This window comes from Massilia glaciei (assembly GCF_003011895.2).
Lineage (GTDB): Bacteria > Pseudomonadota > Gammaproteobacteria > Burkholderiales > Burkholderiaceae_D > Telluria_A > Telluria_A glaciei.
This window is the reverse complement of record NZ_PXWF02000244.1, coordinates 13,762-32,064: the sequence shown is the minus strand read 5'-3', so window position 1 is coordinate 32,064 and position 18,303 is coordinate 13,762. Positions and strand designations below refer to the sequence as shown.

Genomic DNA, 18,303 nt, shown 5'->3' with positions numbered 1-18,303 from the left:
AGTGAGCGTCGTGGGTGTCGTGAGCGTCGTGGGTGTCGTGGGCGTAGTAAGCGTCGTGGGTGCGACGATCATTTGAACAATTCGATCCCATACAGTGCATTGCCTTTGCCAAGCCCATCATCTGCGCGCAGCATCGATACATTGTGCAGACCCGCCTGATGGGCCAGGTCGAGCATGCCGGGCGCCGAGTGGAATACCACCGGACCCGCCGTGCTCACCTTGGCAAAACGCCAGCTGCGCGCTTGGCCATGCTTTTCCCGTGTCAGCGTCTTGGTTGCCCGCACATAGTCGATCAGCACATCGCGCACCGCATCCGGCGAGGCCATGACGGTCTTGCTGCCGTCGAGCCCCGGGAAATTGCCTCCGCCACCGGCCCTATAGTTATTGGTCGCGACCAAAAACTCCTGCGACGCGCTCACCGGCACGCCACGGAAGATCAAATTCTTAATGCGCTGCCCGGGCGCCTGCGTGACATCGATCTCGTAGCGCACCTCGTTTGAAGTGAGCGAATCGAAGTTGTACGCCGGGTGCGCCGGATTCATCAACTCCTGCGGCCCGGTCTTGGCCGGATCAATCCTGTTAAACCGCTCCGCCGATTTCTCGAGCCAGGCCTTGAGCCCCGCCCCATCGACCTTCACCGCGTGCAGCACATTCGGGAACAGGTACAAATCGGCCGCGTTATTAATGCCCAAGGGCCCAGCCGCCACATCGGTGAAGTCGCGCACACCCGAAAAGCCGGCCTTGAACGGCGCCGCCATCGCCAACACCGGCAGCGCCGCATGCTGCGGAAAACTCGCCCGCACCGCCTTGCGCACATAGTCGGCCTGCGCCTCGTTGATCACGGCCAGCGCTGAAACGTCGCCAACATCGGCGAAATAGCTCGACATGCGGAAGGTGGTCGAACCGACGGGCGTCTTGACGTAGTCGATCGTGGCCGCATGCTCGGCCGCGACCAGCTTCGCCAGCACCGTATCGGGCGCCACGAACGACTTGTCCGCAAGCTGCGTGTCACGCGCCTCGACCGTGGTTCGGTCCTTCTGCACCATCCAGTTTTTGCCGTCAAAACGCAACCGCAGGCCGATCACGCCAAGGTGCTTGCCCCACATATTGGCCATCACGGTCGGCACGCCGTTGACCAGCCCACGCACCTTGTCGACGCCGGGCAGGTTGAATTGGGCGATGCTGCTGTTCGCATTCGGGAATACCTGGTGCGAGTGCCCGAGCAGCATCGCGTCAACCCCCGCCACTTTCGACAAATGGTAGTTGCCGTTTTCCATAGACGGGGAATACGGCGTGTCGTTGAGCCCGCCGTGCGAAATCACCACGATCAAATCAGCACCCTTGGCCTTCATCTCGGGGATGAACTTGTTGGCCGTTTCAACCACGCCTTCGGTGTAGAGCTTCCCGTCGAGCCAGCGCTTATCCCACGATAAAATGGTCGGCGGCGTAAAACCGATAATGCCCACCTTGAGCGCGGCCTTGATCGGCTTGCCGTTCGCATCGAGCGCGCTGATTCGCTTGTCGATGATCCGGTATGGCGCAAACAGGGGCTGCTTCGACTTGACGCTGTAAATATTCGCGAGCACCTGCGGAAAGGCCGGCCCCGCGCAGCGCGGGCGCGCCGGGTCGACGCCGTCGACTTCGAAGCGGCTCCCCGTGACCTGGCTCAGGTAGGCGAGCCCGTAATTGAATTCGTGGTTGCCGATTCCGCCGCCCTCGAAGCCGAGATGGTTCATGGCGCGGTAGACGGCCAGCGTCTGGTCGCAGGCGAGCGGCTTGGCCAGCGCCTGGTAGTCGGCCAGCGCGCTGCCCTGGATCGTGTCGCCGTTATCGAGCAGCATATTGTTGGGGAACTCGCCGCGCGCCTGCGCGATCAGGTGCGAGGTCCGCTCCAACCCGAGCGACTGGTCCGGCGCCAGCTTGTAGTAATCGTATCCAACCACATTCGAATGGATGTCGGTCGTCTCGAGCAGCGCCAGGGTCGCGGTGGCGCCAAGCGGCGCCCTCTCCTGGCTGGTCAGCGCGCAACCGGCCAGCGCGGCCGGCACCATCAAAATACCAAATTGATAACGTAGTTGAGCGCGCATGGGCAGGTCCGAAGTGTGAATGTCGCATGCATCATACGGCAGCCCCGGCGGCCTGATCAAGCGCGCCGCGGCACCGCTCGGGCAAAGGGCCGCGCTAGGGTATAATCGAAGGTTCGATTCAACCAATTCATAAGACCGGAACGCCATGGAAGCCGAACGCATTAACGCCCTCTCCGCCCTGCTCAACGACCTCACGCAACGTGAAGCCGAACTTCGGAGGTATCTTTGACTTCGATAAAAAGTCAGAGAAGCTCGAACAAGTCAACGAAGAACTAGAAGATCCAACCGTCTGGAACGATCCAAAACGCGCCCAGGACCTCGGTAAAGAGAAAAAGGCGCTGGAGGCGATCGTCCACACCCTGACCAAGGCCGACGCCAATCTGCGCGACGCCAGCGACCTGTTCGCAATGGCCAAGGAAGAACAGGACGACGACACGCTCGAAGCGATCATCGTCGACGCCGACGAATTCAAAAAAATCATCGAGGGCATGGAGTTCCGCCGGATGTTCAACCATCCGATGGACCCGAACAACTGCTTCATCGACATCCAGGCCGGCGCCGGCGGCACCGAAGCCCAGGACTGGGCCTCGATGCTGCTGCGCCAGTACCTGCGCTATTGCGAGCGCAAGGGCTTCAAGGTCGAGATCCTCGAGCAGTCCGACGGCGAGATCGCCGGCATCAAGACCGCCACGCTCAAGGTCGAGGGCGACTACGCCTACGGCCACCTGCGCACCGAAACGGGCGTCCACCGCCTGGTGCGCAAGTCGCCGTTCGACTCCGCCAACGGCCGCCACACCTCGTTCACGAGCTTGTTCGTCTACCCCGAGGTCGACGACTCGATCGAGATCGACGTCAATCCGGCCGATATCCGGGTCGACACCTACCGCGCGTCCGGCGCCGGCGGTCAGCACATCAACAAGACCGATTCGGCGGTGCGGATGACGCACGCCCCGACCGGGATCGTGGTGCAGTGCCAGAACGACCGAAGCCAGCACCGCAACCGCGCCGAGGCCATGGAGATGCTCAAGGCGAAGCTGTACGAGCACGAACTGCGCAAGCGCATGAGCGAGCAGCAAAAGCTCGAGGACTCCAAGACCGACGTCGGCTGGGGACACCAGATCCGCTCCTACGTGCTCGACCAGTCGCGCATCAAGGATTTGCGCACCAACTTCGAGACGGGCAACACCAAGGGCGTGCTCGACGGCGACCTCGACGAATTCATCGCAGCCTCGCTCAAGCAAGGCGTGTAAGCGATGGCACTGAGCAAACGCGCCTTCATCTTCGATATGGATGGCACCATCGTCGACAATATGTCCTTCCACACCGCGTCCTGGATCACGTTTTTCCAGCGCCGCGGCAAGGACATCGACCCCGATGCGTTCTTCATCGCCACGGCTGGCCGCCAGGGCAAGGAGATCCTGCACAGCTACCTTGGCGACCATCTCGACGACGCCGAAATAGCCGCGCTGGTGCACGAGAAGGAAGCGGTCTACCGCGAACTGTACGAGCCGCACCGCAAAACGGTGGCCGGGTTCGAGCAGTTGGTCGGCCTGGCCAAGGGGCCCGGCGTCGCGCTGGCCGTGGCCACCGCCGCGCCGCCCGCCAACATCGTGTTCACGCTCGACGGTCTCGACCTGCGCCGCCATTTCGACGCCATCGTCGGCGCCGCAGATGTCGCGCGCGGCAAGCCCGAGCCCGACGTGTTCTTGCTCGCGGCCGAGCGCTGCGGCGTGGCGCCGGAACACTGCATCGTGTTCGAGGACGCCCCGCTCGGCGTGGAGGCGGCGCGCCGCGCCGGCATGCGCGCCGTTGTGCTCACGACCACCCTGCCCGCGTCCGCGTTCGCCGAATTCGACAACGTAATCCACATCGCCAGCGATTTTTCGGCGTTCACGATCGACGCCTTGTTCGCCGCCTGACCACACCATTCATACATTTAATCGACACCTACAATGACGACCGACATCCAGGACCAAGCCGCAGCGCCGGCAGACGAAAACAAGATCATCGCCGAGCGGCGCGCCAAACTGGCGCAGATCCGCACCCAAGGCGTGGCCTTCACGAACGACTTCCGCCCGCAGCACAAGATGGCTGAGCTCAAGGAACGGTTCGGCGCCAAGACGCGCGAGGAACTCGAAGCCGACGAAGTCCCGGTCGTCATTGCCGGCCGCATGATGCTGCGCCGCGAAGCCGGCAAAAAGGCGGTGTTCGCGGTGCTGCAGGATTCCTCCGGCGCGCGCGCCGACGGCCGCATCCAGATCTACGTCACGCTCGACAAAACCGGCGAGGCGGCGATGGCCGCCCTGCACCACTACGACCTGGGCGACATCCTCGGCGTCGAGGGCTCGCTGTTCAAGACCAAGACCGACGAGCTGACCGTCAAGGTGACGGCGCTGCGCCTGATCACCAAGTCGCTGCGTCCGCTGCCGGACAAATTCCACGGCCTGGCCGACCAGGAGACCAAGTACCGCCAGCGTTACGTCGACCTGATCATGAGCGAAGAGACGCGCCGCACGTTCAAAGCGCGCACCGCCGCGATGTCGTCGATCCGCCGCTTCATGGAAAAAAACGACTTCATGGAGGTCGAGACGCCGATGCTGCACGTGATTCCAGGCGGCGCCGCGGCCAAGCCGTTCGTCACGCACCACAACGCGCTCGACATGGAGATGTACCTGCGGATCGCGCCGGAGCTCTACCTCAAGCGCTTGGTGGTTGGCGGCTTCGACCGGGTGTTCGAGGTGAACCGCAACTTCCGCAACGAGGGCGTCTCGCCACGCCACAATCCTGAATTCACGATGATGGAGTTCTATGCGGCGTATGTCGACTACCAGTGGCTCATGGACTTCACCGAGGCGGTGATCCGCCAGGCCGCGGTCGATGCGCACGGCACCGCGGTGCTGAGCTATGGCGGCAAGGAGCTGGACCTGTCCAAGCCGTTCCACCGCATGACCATCGTCGGCGCGATCAACAAGTACGCGCCGCACTACACGCACGAGCAGCTGCACGACGCCGAGTTCATCAAGGCCGAGCTGAAGAAATTCGGCGTCAAGCCGTTCGCCACCGCCGGCTTGGGCGCGCTGCAATTGTCGCTGTTCGAAGAGACGGCCGAGTCGCAGCTGTGGGAGCCGACCTATATCGTCGACTACCCGGCGGAAGTGTCGCCGCTGGCACGCGCCTCGGACACGGTTCCGGGCATTACCGAGCGCTTCGAGCTGTTCATTGTCGGGCGTGAGATTGCCAACGGGTTCTCGGAGTTGAACGACGCCGAAGACCAGTCGGCGCGCTTCCTGGCGCAGGTCGCGGCCAAGGATGCAGGCGATGAGGAGGCGATGTTCTACGACGCCGACTACATCCGCGCGCTCGAATACGGCATGCCGCCGGCCGGCGGTTGCGGCATCGGCATCGACCGCTTGATGATGCTGATCACCGATTCGCCGAACATCCGCGACGTGATTTTGTTCCCGCACCTGCGGCGCGAGGACTAGCCGCCTGCCTACCCGTCATCCCCGCGAAAAAATTTGTCGTCATCCCCGCGAAAGCGGGGACCCATGCTGAGCGTGCAGACATGCGGCAATCGCGCTCAACAATAAATTGGATGCGCTGCGTGACAGGATGCTCAGCATGGGTTCCCGCCTGCGCGGGAATGACGAGGGAGGGGCGCGGGAATGACGAGGCAGGCGCGCGGGACGGACCGGGTGGCACGGGGATGACGATGTAAAAAAACGCTGCCCGAGGGCAGCGTTTTTTTATCCATCGTCACTTACTGAATCACGCGATAACAAGGAATGTATTCCTTCCCCGGCAACTTCATCCGGCTCTGCAACACGAACGACGACAGCAGCTTGTCCATCGGCCCCATGATCGCCGGATCCCCGTGAATCTCGAAATGCCCATGCTTTTCGATCGCGCGAATCCCCTCATCCTTGACGTTGCCGGCGACCACGCCCGAAAACGCGCGCCGCAGGTTGGCCGCCAACAGATGCGCCTCCTGGTCCTTGTGCAAGCTCAGGTTGCGCATGTTCTCGTGCGTCGGCTTGAACGGACGCTGGAACTCGTGGTCGATCCGGAGCAGCCAGTTGAAGTAATAAGCGTCGCTGCGCGACTTGCGGAACTCGCGCACCGCCCGGATCCCGACCACCATCTCCTGCGCCACCGCCTTCGGATCGTCGATAATGATCTTGTAGCGCCCTTGCGCCTCCGGCCCCAGCGTATCGCCGATAAACTGGTTGATCTGCCTAAAATACTCGCGCGACGTTTCAGGCCCGGTGAACAAGAGCGGAAACGGCATTTCGGCGTTTTCGGGATGCAGCAGGATGCCGAGTATGTACAAAATCTCCTCGGCCGTCCCCGCCCCGCCCGGGAACACGATAATCCCGTGCCCCGTGCGCACAAACGCTTCGAGCCGTTTTTCGATGTCGGGCATGATCACCAGGTCGTTGACGATCGGATTGGGCGATTCGGCCGCGATAATCCCCGGCTCCGAAATGCCCAAATAACGCCCGCCCGACAAACGCTGTTTCGCGTGCCCGATGGTCGCCCCTTTCATTGGCCCCTTCATCGCGCCCGGCCCGCAGCCGGTGCAAATGTCGAGGTCGCGCAAGCCCATCTGGTAGCCGACCATTTTTGAATAGTCGTACTCGATCCGGCTGATCGAGTGCCCGCCCCAGCAAACCACCAGGTTCGGATTGAGGTCCGGCTGCATGATGTTGGCGTTGCGCAGGATGTGGAACACCGAATCGGTGATCCCTTCGCTCGTGGCGAGGTTGAAGTTGGGATTGCCAATCACCTCGTTACTTACAAAAATGATATCGCGCAGTACGGCGAACAGGTGCTCGTGGATCCCCTTGATCATTTTGCCGTCGACGAAGGCGATCGCCGGCGCGCCCTTGATCTCGAGCTTGATCCCGCGCTCGCGCTGGACGATCGTGATGTCAAACGACTTGTAGCGCTCGAGCAATTCCTTGCCGTCGTCGCTCGAGCTGCCGCAGTTAAGCACCGCCAGAGCGCAACTGCGGAAAATTTTATACAGGCCGCTTTGGCTGGTGTCGAGCAGTTTTGCCACTTCTGCCTTCGACAGCACCTCCAGGTGGCCCTCCGGTGAAATCAGGGTATCTACGACGTCGTGTTCCATAGGGCAGATTCCTTTTTCGAATTCGGATGTAACAGTAATGTGTGCAACGCCAATGTGTGCAGCGCCAGTGTGCAATGCCAATATACGACAACTCGGCCACCTCTGTGTTGCCGATTGAACTGAGCGAGCGCAGGGTATGCCGCTCCTTGGGCGCTCCGAATACCACATCGGGCAAAAGTTCGCTTGCAATCGCCGATTTACATTAAAATGCAGCCCTATTGGAATTCCCAAGGTCGCCCCAAGCACAACCTCGCTTCGGGTGGGTCTGTGAGCACCATATGATTTAACCATTCATAAAAACTAAATTAGGAGATACCGCATGAGCGGGGCTACCACACCTATCCAGGAAGTCAAAATTCCAGAATTCAAGCAGATCATGGGCCACCCAGCCCCGCTTTGGATGTTGTTCATGACCGAATTCTGGGAGCGTTTCGCTTTCTACGGCATTCGCTGGGCCCTCGTGCTCTATATCGTCGAACAGTTCCACGGCGGCGACAAGGCGGGCCAAAGCTCCGCCAACCTGACCTACGGCTCCTATCTCGCGCTGGTGTATGCCGGCGCCGTCTTCGGTGGCTACGTCGCCGACAAGGTCATCGGCTATCAGCGCTCGATCCTGGTCGGCGCCGTCTTCATGGCGGCCGGCCTGTTCATGATCTCGATGCCAGATCAAATGATCTTCAACGCCGGCCTGGCGACGATCATTGTCGGTAACTCCCTGTTCAAACCGAACATCTCGACCATGGTCGGCAAGCTGTACAAGCTCGACGACCCGCGCCGCGACAGCGGTTTCACGATTTTCTACATGGGTATCAACCTTGGCGCCTTCTTCGCACCGATCTTCACCGAGATCCTCGCAAAGCGCGTGTTCAACACGGGTGACATGCCATCGTACAAGGTCGTGTTCATCGCCGCCGGTATCGGCATGCTGATCAGCCTGATCTGGTTTGTGATCGGCCGCGCCCAGCTCAAAGGCATCGGCGCCCCTGAAGCGGATCAGCAAGACAAGAAGCGCATGATTTATGTGACCGTCGGCGCGTTGTGCGTCATTCCAGTGATCTTCATGCTGCTCGCGCTCGGCGCGGGAACCTTGCAGTGGATCCTGAGCGCGCTGATGGTCGGCCTGATGATCGTGATCATGGCCGAAGGCATCCGCGACGGCAAAGTGGCGCGCGACAAGACCATCGCCATGCTGATCATTTTCGTGTTCAACATCATGTTCTGGATGTTCTTCGAACAAGCTGGCAGTTCGTTCACCTTCCTGGCCGACGAAATCGTCGACCGCGACCTCGGCTTCATGGAGTTTCCTGTCGCCTGGTTCCAGTCCGTCAATTCGATCGCCATTTTCGCATTCGCACCAGTGATGGCCTGGCTCTGGGTCGTGCTGGCAAAGCGCAATGCCAATCCATCGATTCCACGCAAATTCGGCCTGGGCCTGCTGGGCAACGCCGCCGCGTTCGCCCTGCTCGTGTTCGCACTGTCGCAGCTCGTCGACGGCAGCGGCAAGATCCCGTTCTGGACCCTGTTCATGGTCTACGTGATCCAGTCGGTCGGCGAATTGTGCCTGTCCCCGATCGGCCTGTCGATGGTCACCAAGCTCGCGCCGGTGCGCCTCGTCGGCCTCGGCATGGGCGGCTGGTTCCTCTCGACCGGTATCGGCAACAACCTGTCGGGCATCTTCGCCAGCCATGTCAGCGGCGCCGGAGGCATGACCGTGACATCCGCGCTCGATGGCTACAAGATGGGCTTCTTCTGCCTGCTTGGCGCCGGCATTATCCTGTTCCTGATCGCACCGCTGATCCAGAAGCTGATGCACGGCGTGAAGTAAACCGCGCACCGCACATGAAAACGGCGGCCTCCGGGCCGCCGTTTTTTTTCGCCCGCCGCGCCTACGCGCCGAGGGTGCGCTGCATCTCGTCCATCTCGGCCACCAGCCAGGCGCGGAAGCGCTGCACCTTGGGCATGCCCTCCTTGCGGCTGTTGACCAAAAACCGGTAGCCGCGCCCGAAGGCCGGGCTGCGGCAGTTAATCTGGCGCAGCGAGCCTTTCAAAATATCCTGGCAGGCGATCCCGTAGCCGACCAGCGCGATGCCCTGCCCCGCCACCGCCGCCTGCGCCAGCACGCCCCAATGGCTGTAGCCGCGCGAGAAGTCGTATTTACCCTTCAACGCCTTGTTCTCCTTGAGCAGATGCAGCCACATCTCGGTCGACGTCTCGTACAGCAACGGGAACCTGGGCAGGTCGGCCAGCGTCAGTTCGGTCTGGCCGTTTGCCAGCAGGTCGGGGCTGTAGACGGCGATCAGGCGCTCGCGGAACAGCAGTGCCGGGTCGCCGTCGGTCACCGGCCCGTAGCGCACCGCCACGTCGGTGCTGTCGTCCTCGAGGCTGACCTGGGCGTCGTTCGAGTCGAGCCGGATGTCGAGTTCGGGATACAGCTTGGTGAAGCGGTGCATGCGCGGCACCAGCCACTTGATCGCGAACGAGTGCGTCGTCGAGATGCGCAAGATGGTCTCCTCGTCGCCGCCCTCGAGCGCGCCGATCTTGGCGCGCAGCTCGCCGAGCATTCGCCCGACCGTGATCGCCAGCTCCTGCCCCTTGGCCGTGAGCGTGATGTGGCGCGGGTGGCGTATGAAAAGCGCGAATCCGAGCATCTCCTCCAAATGCTTGACTTGCTGGCTGATCGCGGCGGGGGTCTTGTGCAGCTCCTGCGCCGCCAGCTTGAAACTGCCCCAGCGCGCCGCGCAATCGAAGTCGAGCAGGCCTGAAAGGCTGCGCAGTTGCTTCATGGCACGCCCGAGCGTAAGTTATTCTTAGTCATAAGGTGATTTTTTCTCGCTTGATGTATTGATCCAATGATAAGAAAATATACGTCATTCTCCCAAGAAATACCATGCGCAAGAATATATTGCTTGTCGGCGGCACCCGCTTCATCGGAAAAATGCTGGTCCAGCGCCTGCTCACGGCCGGCGACCAGGTCACGATCGCCACCCGCGGGCGCACCCACGACCCGTTCGGCGCGCGCATCGCGCGCATCGTGGTGGACCGGCGCGACGAGCGCGCCATGCTGGCAGCCTTCGCCGGCAAGCCCGCCTACGACGTGGTGTACGACCAGCTTTGCTACAACCCGCGCGACGCCGCCATTGCGACCAAGGTCTTCGGCGGCAAGGTCGGGCGCTACGTCATGGCCTCCTCGATCGAGGTCTACCGCGGCCTGCTTGGCCGGCAGGACGGCGCCTTCGCCGAGGCCGACCTCGATATCATGGCCCAGCCCATCGACACCAATTATCCGTGGCACGACACCTCGCTGGCGAGCCAGAGCTACGTGGCCGGCAAGCTGCAGGCCGAGGCCTACCTGTACCGCGACGGCTCGCTGCCGCTGGTGACGGTGCGCCTGGGCCATGTGCTGGGCGGCCCCGATGAGGATTTCACGGGCCGCACCGCGCACTACGTCGACCTGGTCCGGACCTACGCGCCGTTGCGCTACTCGAATTCGGCGGCGGCGAGCTCGTTTTTGAGCGCGCAGTCGGCCAGTTGCTTCCTGGCCTGGGTCGGCATGCAGGACTTCAAGGGCCCGGTCAACGCGGCCTGCGGCGGGGCGCTGTCGGCGTTCGACCTGGCGCACCGCGTGGGCATGGCGCTCGACGCCCCGGTCCGCACGCTGCCGGCCGCGTCCGCGGCGCCGACAGGCGTGCTGAGCCCGTTCGACTACGCGTACCCGTTCATGCTCGACACCGCCCGCGCGGCCGGCCTCGGCTTTCGCTTCAGCGATTGCGACGACTGGCTCGAGCGCACCATCCGCCAACACGACCTCGCCTACGTGTAAACATTCGCGCGCGGGGGCGCGCGGCGCACCGCCGCGTACCGCCCGGAGGTACTTCCCCACAAACTTGCACCGAGAGATCGCCGGGCTGCGCGCGCGCAGAACGATGACTTATAATTTCCTGCGTAGGGCCGGCGTTCCCCGACCGGCTCCGCCCTGAAAGCATCAGTTGAGCCTAACGAACATCTCCTCCTGGACCTGGCCGAGGCGCCGCACCGTCCTCATCACGCTTGCCGCGCTGTTCGCCACCGGCGTCATCACCTTGCTCGGCGCGGCGGCCTACTATTTCATCGTCGTCGCGCCAAACGTGCCCGACATCGACGCCGTCACCGACTACAAGCCGAAGGTTCCGCTGCGCATCTATACCGCCGACAACGTCCTGATCGGCGAGTTCGGCGAGGAGCACCGCGACTTCATCCCGGTCAGCAAAATGCCCGACATGATCAAAAAGGCCGTGCTCGCGATCGAGGACAAGCGCTTTTACGCGCACGGCGGCATCGACTGGATCCGCGCGCTGGGCGCGGCCAGGTCGAACATGGGCGGGCGTTTCCGCGAGGGCGCCTCGACCATCACGATGCAGGTGGCGCGCAATTTCTTCCTCTCGCGCGAAAAACTGGTCTCGCGCAAACTCAACGAGATCGCGCTGGCCTACAAGATCGAGCGCGCGCTCAACAAGGACCAGATCCTCGAGCTGTACCTGAACCACATCTACCTGGGCCAGCGCGCCTACGGCTTCGGCAGCGCCGCGCGCACCTATTTTGGCAAGCCGCTCGAGAGGCTCTCGCTCGCCGAGACCGCGATGCTGGCCGGGTTGCCGCAAAACCCGGCGCGCAACAACCCGGCGGTCAATCCCAAAAAGGCCAAGCAACGCCAGATGAGCGTGTTGCGCAGCCTGCGCAGCCAGGGCCAGATCAGCGAGGCGCAGTACCGCCAGGCCTTGGCCGAGCCGCTGCGCGTCAACACCAAGGGACTCGAGTTCGAGACGCGCGCCGAGTACGTGGCCGAACTAGCGCGCCAGGCCGTCTACGCGCAGTACAAGGAGGAGGCCTACACGCGCGGCATCGTGGTCGTCACCACGATCCGCAAGGCCGACCAGGACGCGGCCTACGAGTCGCTGCGCCGCAATGTGCTCGACTACGACCTGCGGCACGGCTACCGCGGGCCCGAGGGCTTCATCGACCTGCCCGCGGCCGACGACGAGCGCGAGGAGGCGATCGACGAGGCGCTGGGCAAGCGGCCGCGGGTCGACCGCCTGGTCCCGGTGGTGGTCAGGTACGCCACGCCCAAGCTGGTGTCGGTCGAAACGGCCGGCGGCGACATCATCGAGATCAAGGGCGACGGACTGCGTCTGGCGACGGCCGCGCTCAGGGCCAACGCCAAGCCGGCGCTCAAACTGGTGCCGGGCGCGGTGATCCGGATCACCCAGAACGCCAAAAAGGCCTGGGCCATCAGCCAGGTGCCGCAGGTGTCGGCCGCCTTTGTCGCGCTCGACGCCAACACCGGCGCCTACCGCGCGCTGGTGGGCGGCTTCGACTTCAATATGCGCCCGTTCAACGCCGTGACCCAGGCCTGGCGCCAGCCCGGTTCGGCCATCAAGCCGTTCGTGTATTCGGCCGCGCTCGAAAAGGGCTTCGGCCCGGGCACCCTGATCCTCGACGAGGCGCTCGACCTGCCGGGCGAAAACGCCGGCAACACCTGGTCGCCGCAAAACGACGACTTCAAGTTCGAAGGCCCGATCACGATGCGCCACGCGCTGGCGCACTCGAAGAACGTGGTCTCGGTGCGCGTGCTGCGCGCCGCCTCGATCCCTTTCACGCACCAGTTCCTCGGGCACTTCGGCTTCGACGCGGCGCGCCATCCGCAAAACCTGACCATGGCGCTCGGCACCGGCGCCGTCACGCCGCAGCAGATGGCCGTCGCCTACGCGGTGTTCGCCAACGGCGGCTACCGGGTGCAGCCCCACCTGATCGCCAGCATCCGCGACGGCAATGGCAAGCTGCTGGCGCAGGCCACGCCGCCGGTCGCGGGCCAGGGCGGCGAGCGCGTGATCGACGAGCGCAACGCCTTTTTGGTCGACAGCATGCTGCGCGACGTGGCGCGCTACGGCACCGGCGCGGCCGCCACCCAAAAGCTGGGCCGCGCCGACATCGCCGGCAAGACCGGCACCACCAGCGACGCCATCGACGGCTGGTTCGCCGGCTACGGCGGCGACGTGGTCGGCGTGGCGTGGATGGGTTACGCCGAACCGAGGTCGCTCGGCGGGCGCGAATTCGGCGCCACGCTGGCGATGCCGATCTGGGTCGACTACATGCGCGTGGCGCTGGCCAAACGCCCCGAGCAGGAGCGCCCGGTCCCCGAGGGACTCACCCGCGACGGCGACGACTGGAACTACACCGAATACCTGGGCCAGCCCGAGGTCCGCGCGATCGACGTCGACCCCTGGGACTTGCCGCGCGCGCCGGGCGATCCGGACGGCGCGCCGATGGACGAGCCGATGGACGCGCCTGCGCCGGATCCATTGCCGCCGCTGCCACAGGTCCCGTCGGCTGGGCCGACCGAGGTCCGGATCGAGCTGCCGCACGCCAACTGACACGGCCGCGCGCGCTCGGTTAAAATGGCTTTTATTGCAACCGCAAAACAAGGATCACGATGCCGTTTCAGATTGAGCACAAGCTGGTCATCGGGGTCGCCTCGAGCGCCCTGTTCGACCTGACCGCATCGCACCAGGTCTACCTCGACAGCGGACCGGACGAATACCGCAAGTACCAGGAGAGCAATCTCGACGTCATCCTCGACAAGGGGGTGGCGTTCCCGTTCATCCGGCGCTTCTTGAACATCAACAAGTGCTTCCCGCGCCAGACGCCGGTCGAAGTGGTGCTGTTTTCGCGCAATTCGCCCGAGACCGGTCTGCGCGTGATGCGCTCGATCGCCCATTACGGGCTCGACATTTCGCGCGCGGCCTTCATGACGGGCAAGTCGCCCTACACCTACCTGCCCGCCTTCAACGCCTCGCTGTTCCTGAGCGCCAACGAGGACGATGTCAAGAACGCCATCGCGGCCGACTACCCGGCCGGATTGGTGCTGCCGTCGGCGATCGACGACCAGGACGAGGACACCGAGTTGCGGGTCGCGTTCGACTTCGACGGCGTGATCGCCGACGACGAGTCCGAGACCGTGTTCAAGAGAAACAACGACCTCGACGAATTCCACGCGCACGAGACCTTGCACATGGCCACACCGCACCGTCCGGGCCCGCTGGCCGACATGTTCCAGCGGCTGGCGATGATGCAGCGCATGGAGGAGCGCATGCAGCGGCGCGACCCGGCGTATAAAAAGATACTGCGGATCGCGATCATCACGGCGCGCAACGCGCCCTCGCACGAGCGCGTGGTGACCACGCTCAAGAGCTGGGGCGTGTCGGCCAACGAGACGTTTTTCCTCGGCGGCATGGACAAGGCGCGCGTGCTCGGCGTGTTCAAGCCGCACATTTTCTTCGACGACCAGATTACGCACTTGAAGGCCTCGCCCGGCGGCACCATCCCGATGGTGCACGTTCCCTTCGGCATCGCCAACCGCCGGCCACTGCCTTAAACACGTCGTCCTCGGGCTCGGCGCCCCCCCTTGGTGGGGAGGCATGCCTGCCCCCATAGTGCGCCTGCGTTGAGCCTAGCGTATTTCATTTGGTTTACCGATGAACAAATGATCTATGGATCCCCTCCTTCGCGGGGACGATGTGGTGACGGCGGCGCGTCAACGCCGCGTGGCCTGTTCGACTATAATTAAGCCCACCAAACCCCACCCCGCTCCGCCGCCTGCATGCCTTTCGATTTAATAAAATCCCTGCCCAAAGCCGGCACCCGCTTCGCCCTTCCGACCTTGTACGGTTCAGCGGACGCCTACGCCCTGGCCATGGCGGCGCTCGAACTCAAATCACGCAAGCAGATGCTCACCGTGGTCGTGGCCAACGCCAGCGACGGCCAGCGCCTGCTCGGCGAAATCCCCTGGTTCGCCGACGCCAAGCTGGCCTGCCACCTGCTGCCGGACTGGGAGACCCTGCCCTACGACGCCTTCTCGCCGCACCAGGACCTGGTCTCGGAGCGCCTCGCCACGCTGCACGAGATCCAAAGCGGCGCCTGCGACGTCCTGATCGTGCCCGCCACCACCACGCTGGTGCGCCTCGCGCCGCCCGCGTTTTTGGCCGCCTACACCTTCTTTTTCAAGCAGGGCGAAAATCTCGACGCGGCGCGCCTCAAGTCGCAACTGACGCTGGCCGGCTACACCCACGTCTCGCAGGTCATGTCGCCCGGCGAATACTCGGTGCGCGGCGGCCTGCTCGACCTGTTTCCGATGGGCTCGGTGCTGCCGTACCGGCTCGACCTGTTCGGCGACGAGATCGAAACCATCCGCACCTTCGACGCCGACACCCAGCGCTCGCTGTACCCGGTGCGCGAGGTGCGCCTGCTGCCGGGGCGCGAATTCCCGATGGACGACACCGCGCGCACCACCTTCCGCAGCCGCTGGCGCGAGCGCTTCGAGGGCGACCCCTCGCGCTCGGTGGTGTACAAGGACATCAGCAGCGGCATCGCCTCGGCCGGAATCGAGTACTACCTGCCGCTGTTCTTCGAGCAAACCGCGACCCTGTTCGACTACCTGCCGGCCGGCGCCAGCCTGGCGCTGGTGGGCGACATCGACGGCGCCATCAAGCGCTTCTGGACCGACACCGAATCGCGCTACCGCTTCCTCAAGGCCGACCGCGAGCGCCCCATCCTCGCGCCCGACGAACTGTTTCTGAGCGACGAGGACTTCTTCACGCTGGCCAAGCCCTACGGCCGCTGGGTCGTCACCAAGGACGCCGACTCGGTGCCGTCGGAGCTGTCGGCGCCGATCCCGAACATCGCCGTCAACCGCCGCATCGACGACCCGCTCACCAACCTGCGCGCGTTCCTGCTGCAAAACAAGCAGCGCGTGATGATCTGCGCCGAATCGAACGGGCGCCGCGAAACGCTGCAGCAGTATTTCAACGAATACGCGCTGGCCCCGGCGCCGGTCGAGGGCTTCGAGGGTTTCCGCCAATCCGACGCCCCGCTCGCGCTCGGCGTGGCGCCGCTGCAGACCGGCTTCGCGCTCCACGGCGACGCGGCCGGCGACCTGGTCTTCATCACCGAGACGGAGCTCTATGCGGGCTCGGGTCGGCGAGTCGGCAACAAGAAGCAGGAGGGCGCGACCCAGGTCGAGTCGATGGTGCGCGACCTCTCCGAGCTCAAGATCGGCGACCCGGTGGTGCACATCAACCACGGCATCGGACGCTACATGGGCCTGGCCAGCATGGACCTGGGCGAAGGCGAGACCGAGTTTTTGCATCTCGAGTACGCCAAGGACACCAAGCTCTATGTGCCGGTCTCGCAACTGCATGTGATCTCGCGCTATTCGGGCGCCTCGCCCGAGGACGCGCCGCTCCATTCGCTCGGCTCGGGCCAGTGGGAAAAAGCCAAGCGCAAGGCCGCCGAACAGGTGCGCGACACCGCCGCCGAACTGCTCAACCTGTACGCGCGGCGCGCGCTGCGCCAGGGCCACGCCTTCGAATACTCGTCGCACGACTACCAGAACTTCGCCGACAGCTTCGGCTTCGAGGAGACCCCCGACCAGGCCGAGGCGATCACCAACGTCATCAAGGACATGACCTCGGGCAAACCGATGGACCGCCTGGTGTGCGGCGACGTCGGCTTCGGCAAGACCGAGGTGGCGCTGCGCGCGGCCTTCATCGCCGTCATGGGCGGCAAGCAGGTGGCGATCCTGGCGCCGACCACGCTGCTGGCCGAGCAGCACGCGCAAACCTTCGCCGACCGCTTCGCCGACTGGCCGGTGCGCATCGCCGAGCTGTCGCGCTTTCGCACCGGCAAAGAGATCAACACCGCCATCAAGGGCATGGCCGACGGCACGCTCGACATCGTGATCGGCACCCACAAGCTGCTCTCGCCGGACGTCCAGTTCACGCGCCTGGGCCTGGTCATCATCGACGAGGAGCACCGCTTCGGGGTGCGCCAGAAGGAGGCGCTCAAGGCGCTGCGCGCCGAGGTCGACGTGCTGACCCTGACCGCGACCCCGATTCCGCGCACGCTCGGCATGGCGCTCGAAGGCCTGCGCGATTTCTCGATCATCGCGACCGCGCCGCAAAAACGGCTCGCCATCAAGACCTTCGTGCGCTCCGAAGACAGCTCGGTGATCCGCGAGGCCTGCCTGCGCGAACTCAAACGCGGCGGCCAGATCTACTTTTTGCACAACGAGGTCGAGACCATCCAGAACCGCATGGCGATGCTCACCGAGCTGCTGCCGGAGGCGCGCATCGGCGTCGCCCACGGTCAGATGCACGAGCGCGACCTCGAGCGCGTGATGCGCGATTTCGTCGCGCAGCGCTTCAACATCTTGCTGTGCACGACCATCATCGAAACCGGCATCGACGTGCCGACCGCGAACACCATCATCATGCACCGCGCCGACAAGTTCGGCCTGGCGCAGCTGCACCAGTTGCGCGGGCGCGTGGGCCGCTCGCACCACCAGGCCTACGCCTACCTGCTGGTGACCGACGTGAGCGGCCTGACCAAACAGGCGCAGCGCCGCCTCGACGCGATCCAGCAGATGGAGGAACTGGGCAGCGGCTTCTTTTTGGCGATGCACGACCTCGAGATCCGCGGCGCCGGCGAGGTATTGGGCGAGAACCAGTCGGGCGAGATGCTCGAGATCGGCTTCCAGCTGTACTCCGACATGCTCAGCGAGGCGGTGCGCTCGCTCAAGGCCGGCAAGGAGCCGGACCTGGCCGCGCCGCTGGCGACGACCACCGAAATCAACCTGCACGTGCCGGCCCTGCTGCCGGCCGACTTCTGCGGCGATGTGCACGAGCGCCTGTCGATCTACAAGCGGCTGGCCAACTGCAACGGCGCCGAGAAAATCGACGACATGCAGGAGGAGCTGATCGACCGCTTCGGCAAGCTACCCGACCCGGTCAAGGCACTGATCGAAACGCACCGCCTGCGCATCGCCGCCAAGGCGGTCGGCATCATAAAAATCGACGCCCACGGCGAGGCGGCCAGCCTGCAGTTCATGGTCAACCCGCCCATCGACTCGATGCGCATCATCGCGCTGATCCAGAAAAACAAGCACATCAAGCTGGCCGGCCAGGACAAGCTGCGCATCACCGCCGCCATGCCGGACCTCGCCGCGCGCGTGACCCAGGTCAAGCAAACGATCAAACAACTGTTAGCGTAAAACGC

Annotated in this window: 11 protein-coding genes; 8 read left to right on the top strand and 3 right to left on the bottom strand. The window is 64.0% G+C overall.

Features of this window, described 5'->3' with window-relative positions; translation table 11 throughout:
* Window positions 1-68: 68 nt before the first annotated feature.
* Window positions 69-2,087, bottom strand: coding sequence for a bifunctional 2',3'-cyclic-nucleotide 2'-phosphodiesterase/3'-nucleotidase (locus tag C7C56_RS16135; protein ID WP_106758398.1), 2,019 nt, complete (start codon window positions 2,085-2,087; stop codon window positions 69-71).
* Window positions 2,088-2,232: 145 nt separating this feature from the next.
* Between C7C56_RS16135 and prfB the strand changes: the two genes are divergently transcribed.
* The 3 genes from prfB to lysS all read left to right on the top strand — a co-directional run bounded on the left by prfB (window position 2,233) and on the right by lysS (window position 5,572).
* Window positions 2,233-3,337 (top strand): peptide chain release factor 2 gene (gene prfB / locus C7C56_RS16130; protein ID WP_109246577.1). Its coding sequence is split into 2 segments (ribosomal slippage): window positions 2,233-2,313 and window positions 2,315-3,337, totalling 1,104 coding nucleotides; the frame shifts between segments, so codons are not numbered across the junction.
* Window positions 3,338-3,340: 3 nt separating this feature from the next.
* On the top strand, window positions 3,341-4,006 hold the full coding sequence (locus C7C56_RS16125) for an HAD family hydrolase (protein ID WP_106758396.1): 666 nt from the start codon (window positions 3,341-3,343) through the stop codon (window positions 4,004-4,006).
* Between the two features lie 33 nt (window positions 4,007-4,039).
* Complete coding sequence (gene lysS, locus C7C56_RS16120; RefSeq protein WP_106758395.1) at window positions 4,040-5,572, top strand: lysine--tRNA ligase; 1,533 nt, start codon at window positions 4,040-4,042, stop codon at window positions 5,570-5,572.
* Window positions 5,573-5,847: 275 nt separating this feature from the next.
* On the opposite strand, the gene ppnN is transcribed toward lysS, so the two are convergent.
* Window positions 5,848-7,218, bottom strand: coding sequence for a nucleotide 5'-monophosphate nucleosidase PpnN (gene ppnN / locus C7C56_RS16115; RefSeq protein WP_106758394.1), 1,371 nt, complete (start codon window positions 7,216-7,218; stop codon window positions 5,848-5,850).
* 319 nt (window positions 7,219-7,537) lie between these two features.
* Between ppnN and C7C56_RS16110 the strand changes: the two genes are divergently transcribed.
* On the top strand, window positions 7,538-9,043 hold the full coding sequence (locus C7C56_RS16110; RefSeq protein WP_106758393.1) for a peptide MFS transporter: 1,506 nt from the start codon (window positions 7,538-7,540) through the stop codon (window positions 9,041-9,043).
* A 61-nt stretch (window positions 9,044-9,104) separates the two neighbouring features.
* Here the strand turns inward: C7C56_RS16110 and C7C56_RS16105 are convergent, their stop codons facing one another.
* Window positions 9,105-10,001 (bottom strand): LysR substrate-binding domain-containing protein, encoded by an 897-nt coding sequence (locus C7C56_RS16105; protein WP_106758392.1) that lies wholly within the window; start codon window positions 9,999-10,001, stop codon window positions 9,105-9,107.
* 104 nt (window positions 10,002-10,105) lie between these two features.
* Here C7C56_RS16105 and C7C56_RS16100 point away from each other — a divergent pair, with 104 nt between their 5' ends.
* The 4 genes from C7C56_RS16100 to mfd all read left to right on the top strand — a co-directional run bounded on the left by C7C56_RS16100 (window position 10,106) and on the right by mfd (window position 18,298).
* Window positions 10,106-11,038, top strand: a complete 933-nt coding sequence (locus C7C56_RS16100) for an NAD-dependent epimerase/dehydratase family protein (protein WP_106758391.1) — start codon at window positions 10,106-10,108, stop codon at window positions 11,036-11,038.
* A 166-nt stretch (window positions 11,039-11,204) separates the two neighbouring features.
* Window positions 11,205-13,625 (top strand): penicillin-binding protein 1A, encoded by a 2,421-nt coding sequence (locus C7C56_RS16095; protein ID WP_229458813.1) that lies wholly within the window; start codon window positions 11,205-11,207, stop codon window positions 13,623-13,625.
* 59 nt (window positions 13,626-13,684) lie between these two features.
* Complete coding sequence (locus C7C56_RS16090; protein WP_106758390.1) at window positions 13,685-14,626, top strand: 5'-nucleotidase; 942 nt, start codon at window positions 13,685-13,687, stop codon at window positions 14,624-14,626.
* Between the two features lie 225 nt (window positions 14,627-14,851).
* Window positions 14,852-18,298, top strand: coding sequence for a transcription-repair coupling factor (mfd, locus tag C7C56_RS16085; RefSeq protein WP_106758389.1), 3,447 nt, complete (start codon window positions 14,852-14,854; stop codon window positions 18,296-18,298).
* The last annotated feature ends 5 nt before the right edge of the window (window positions 18,299-18,303 follow it).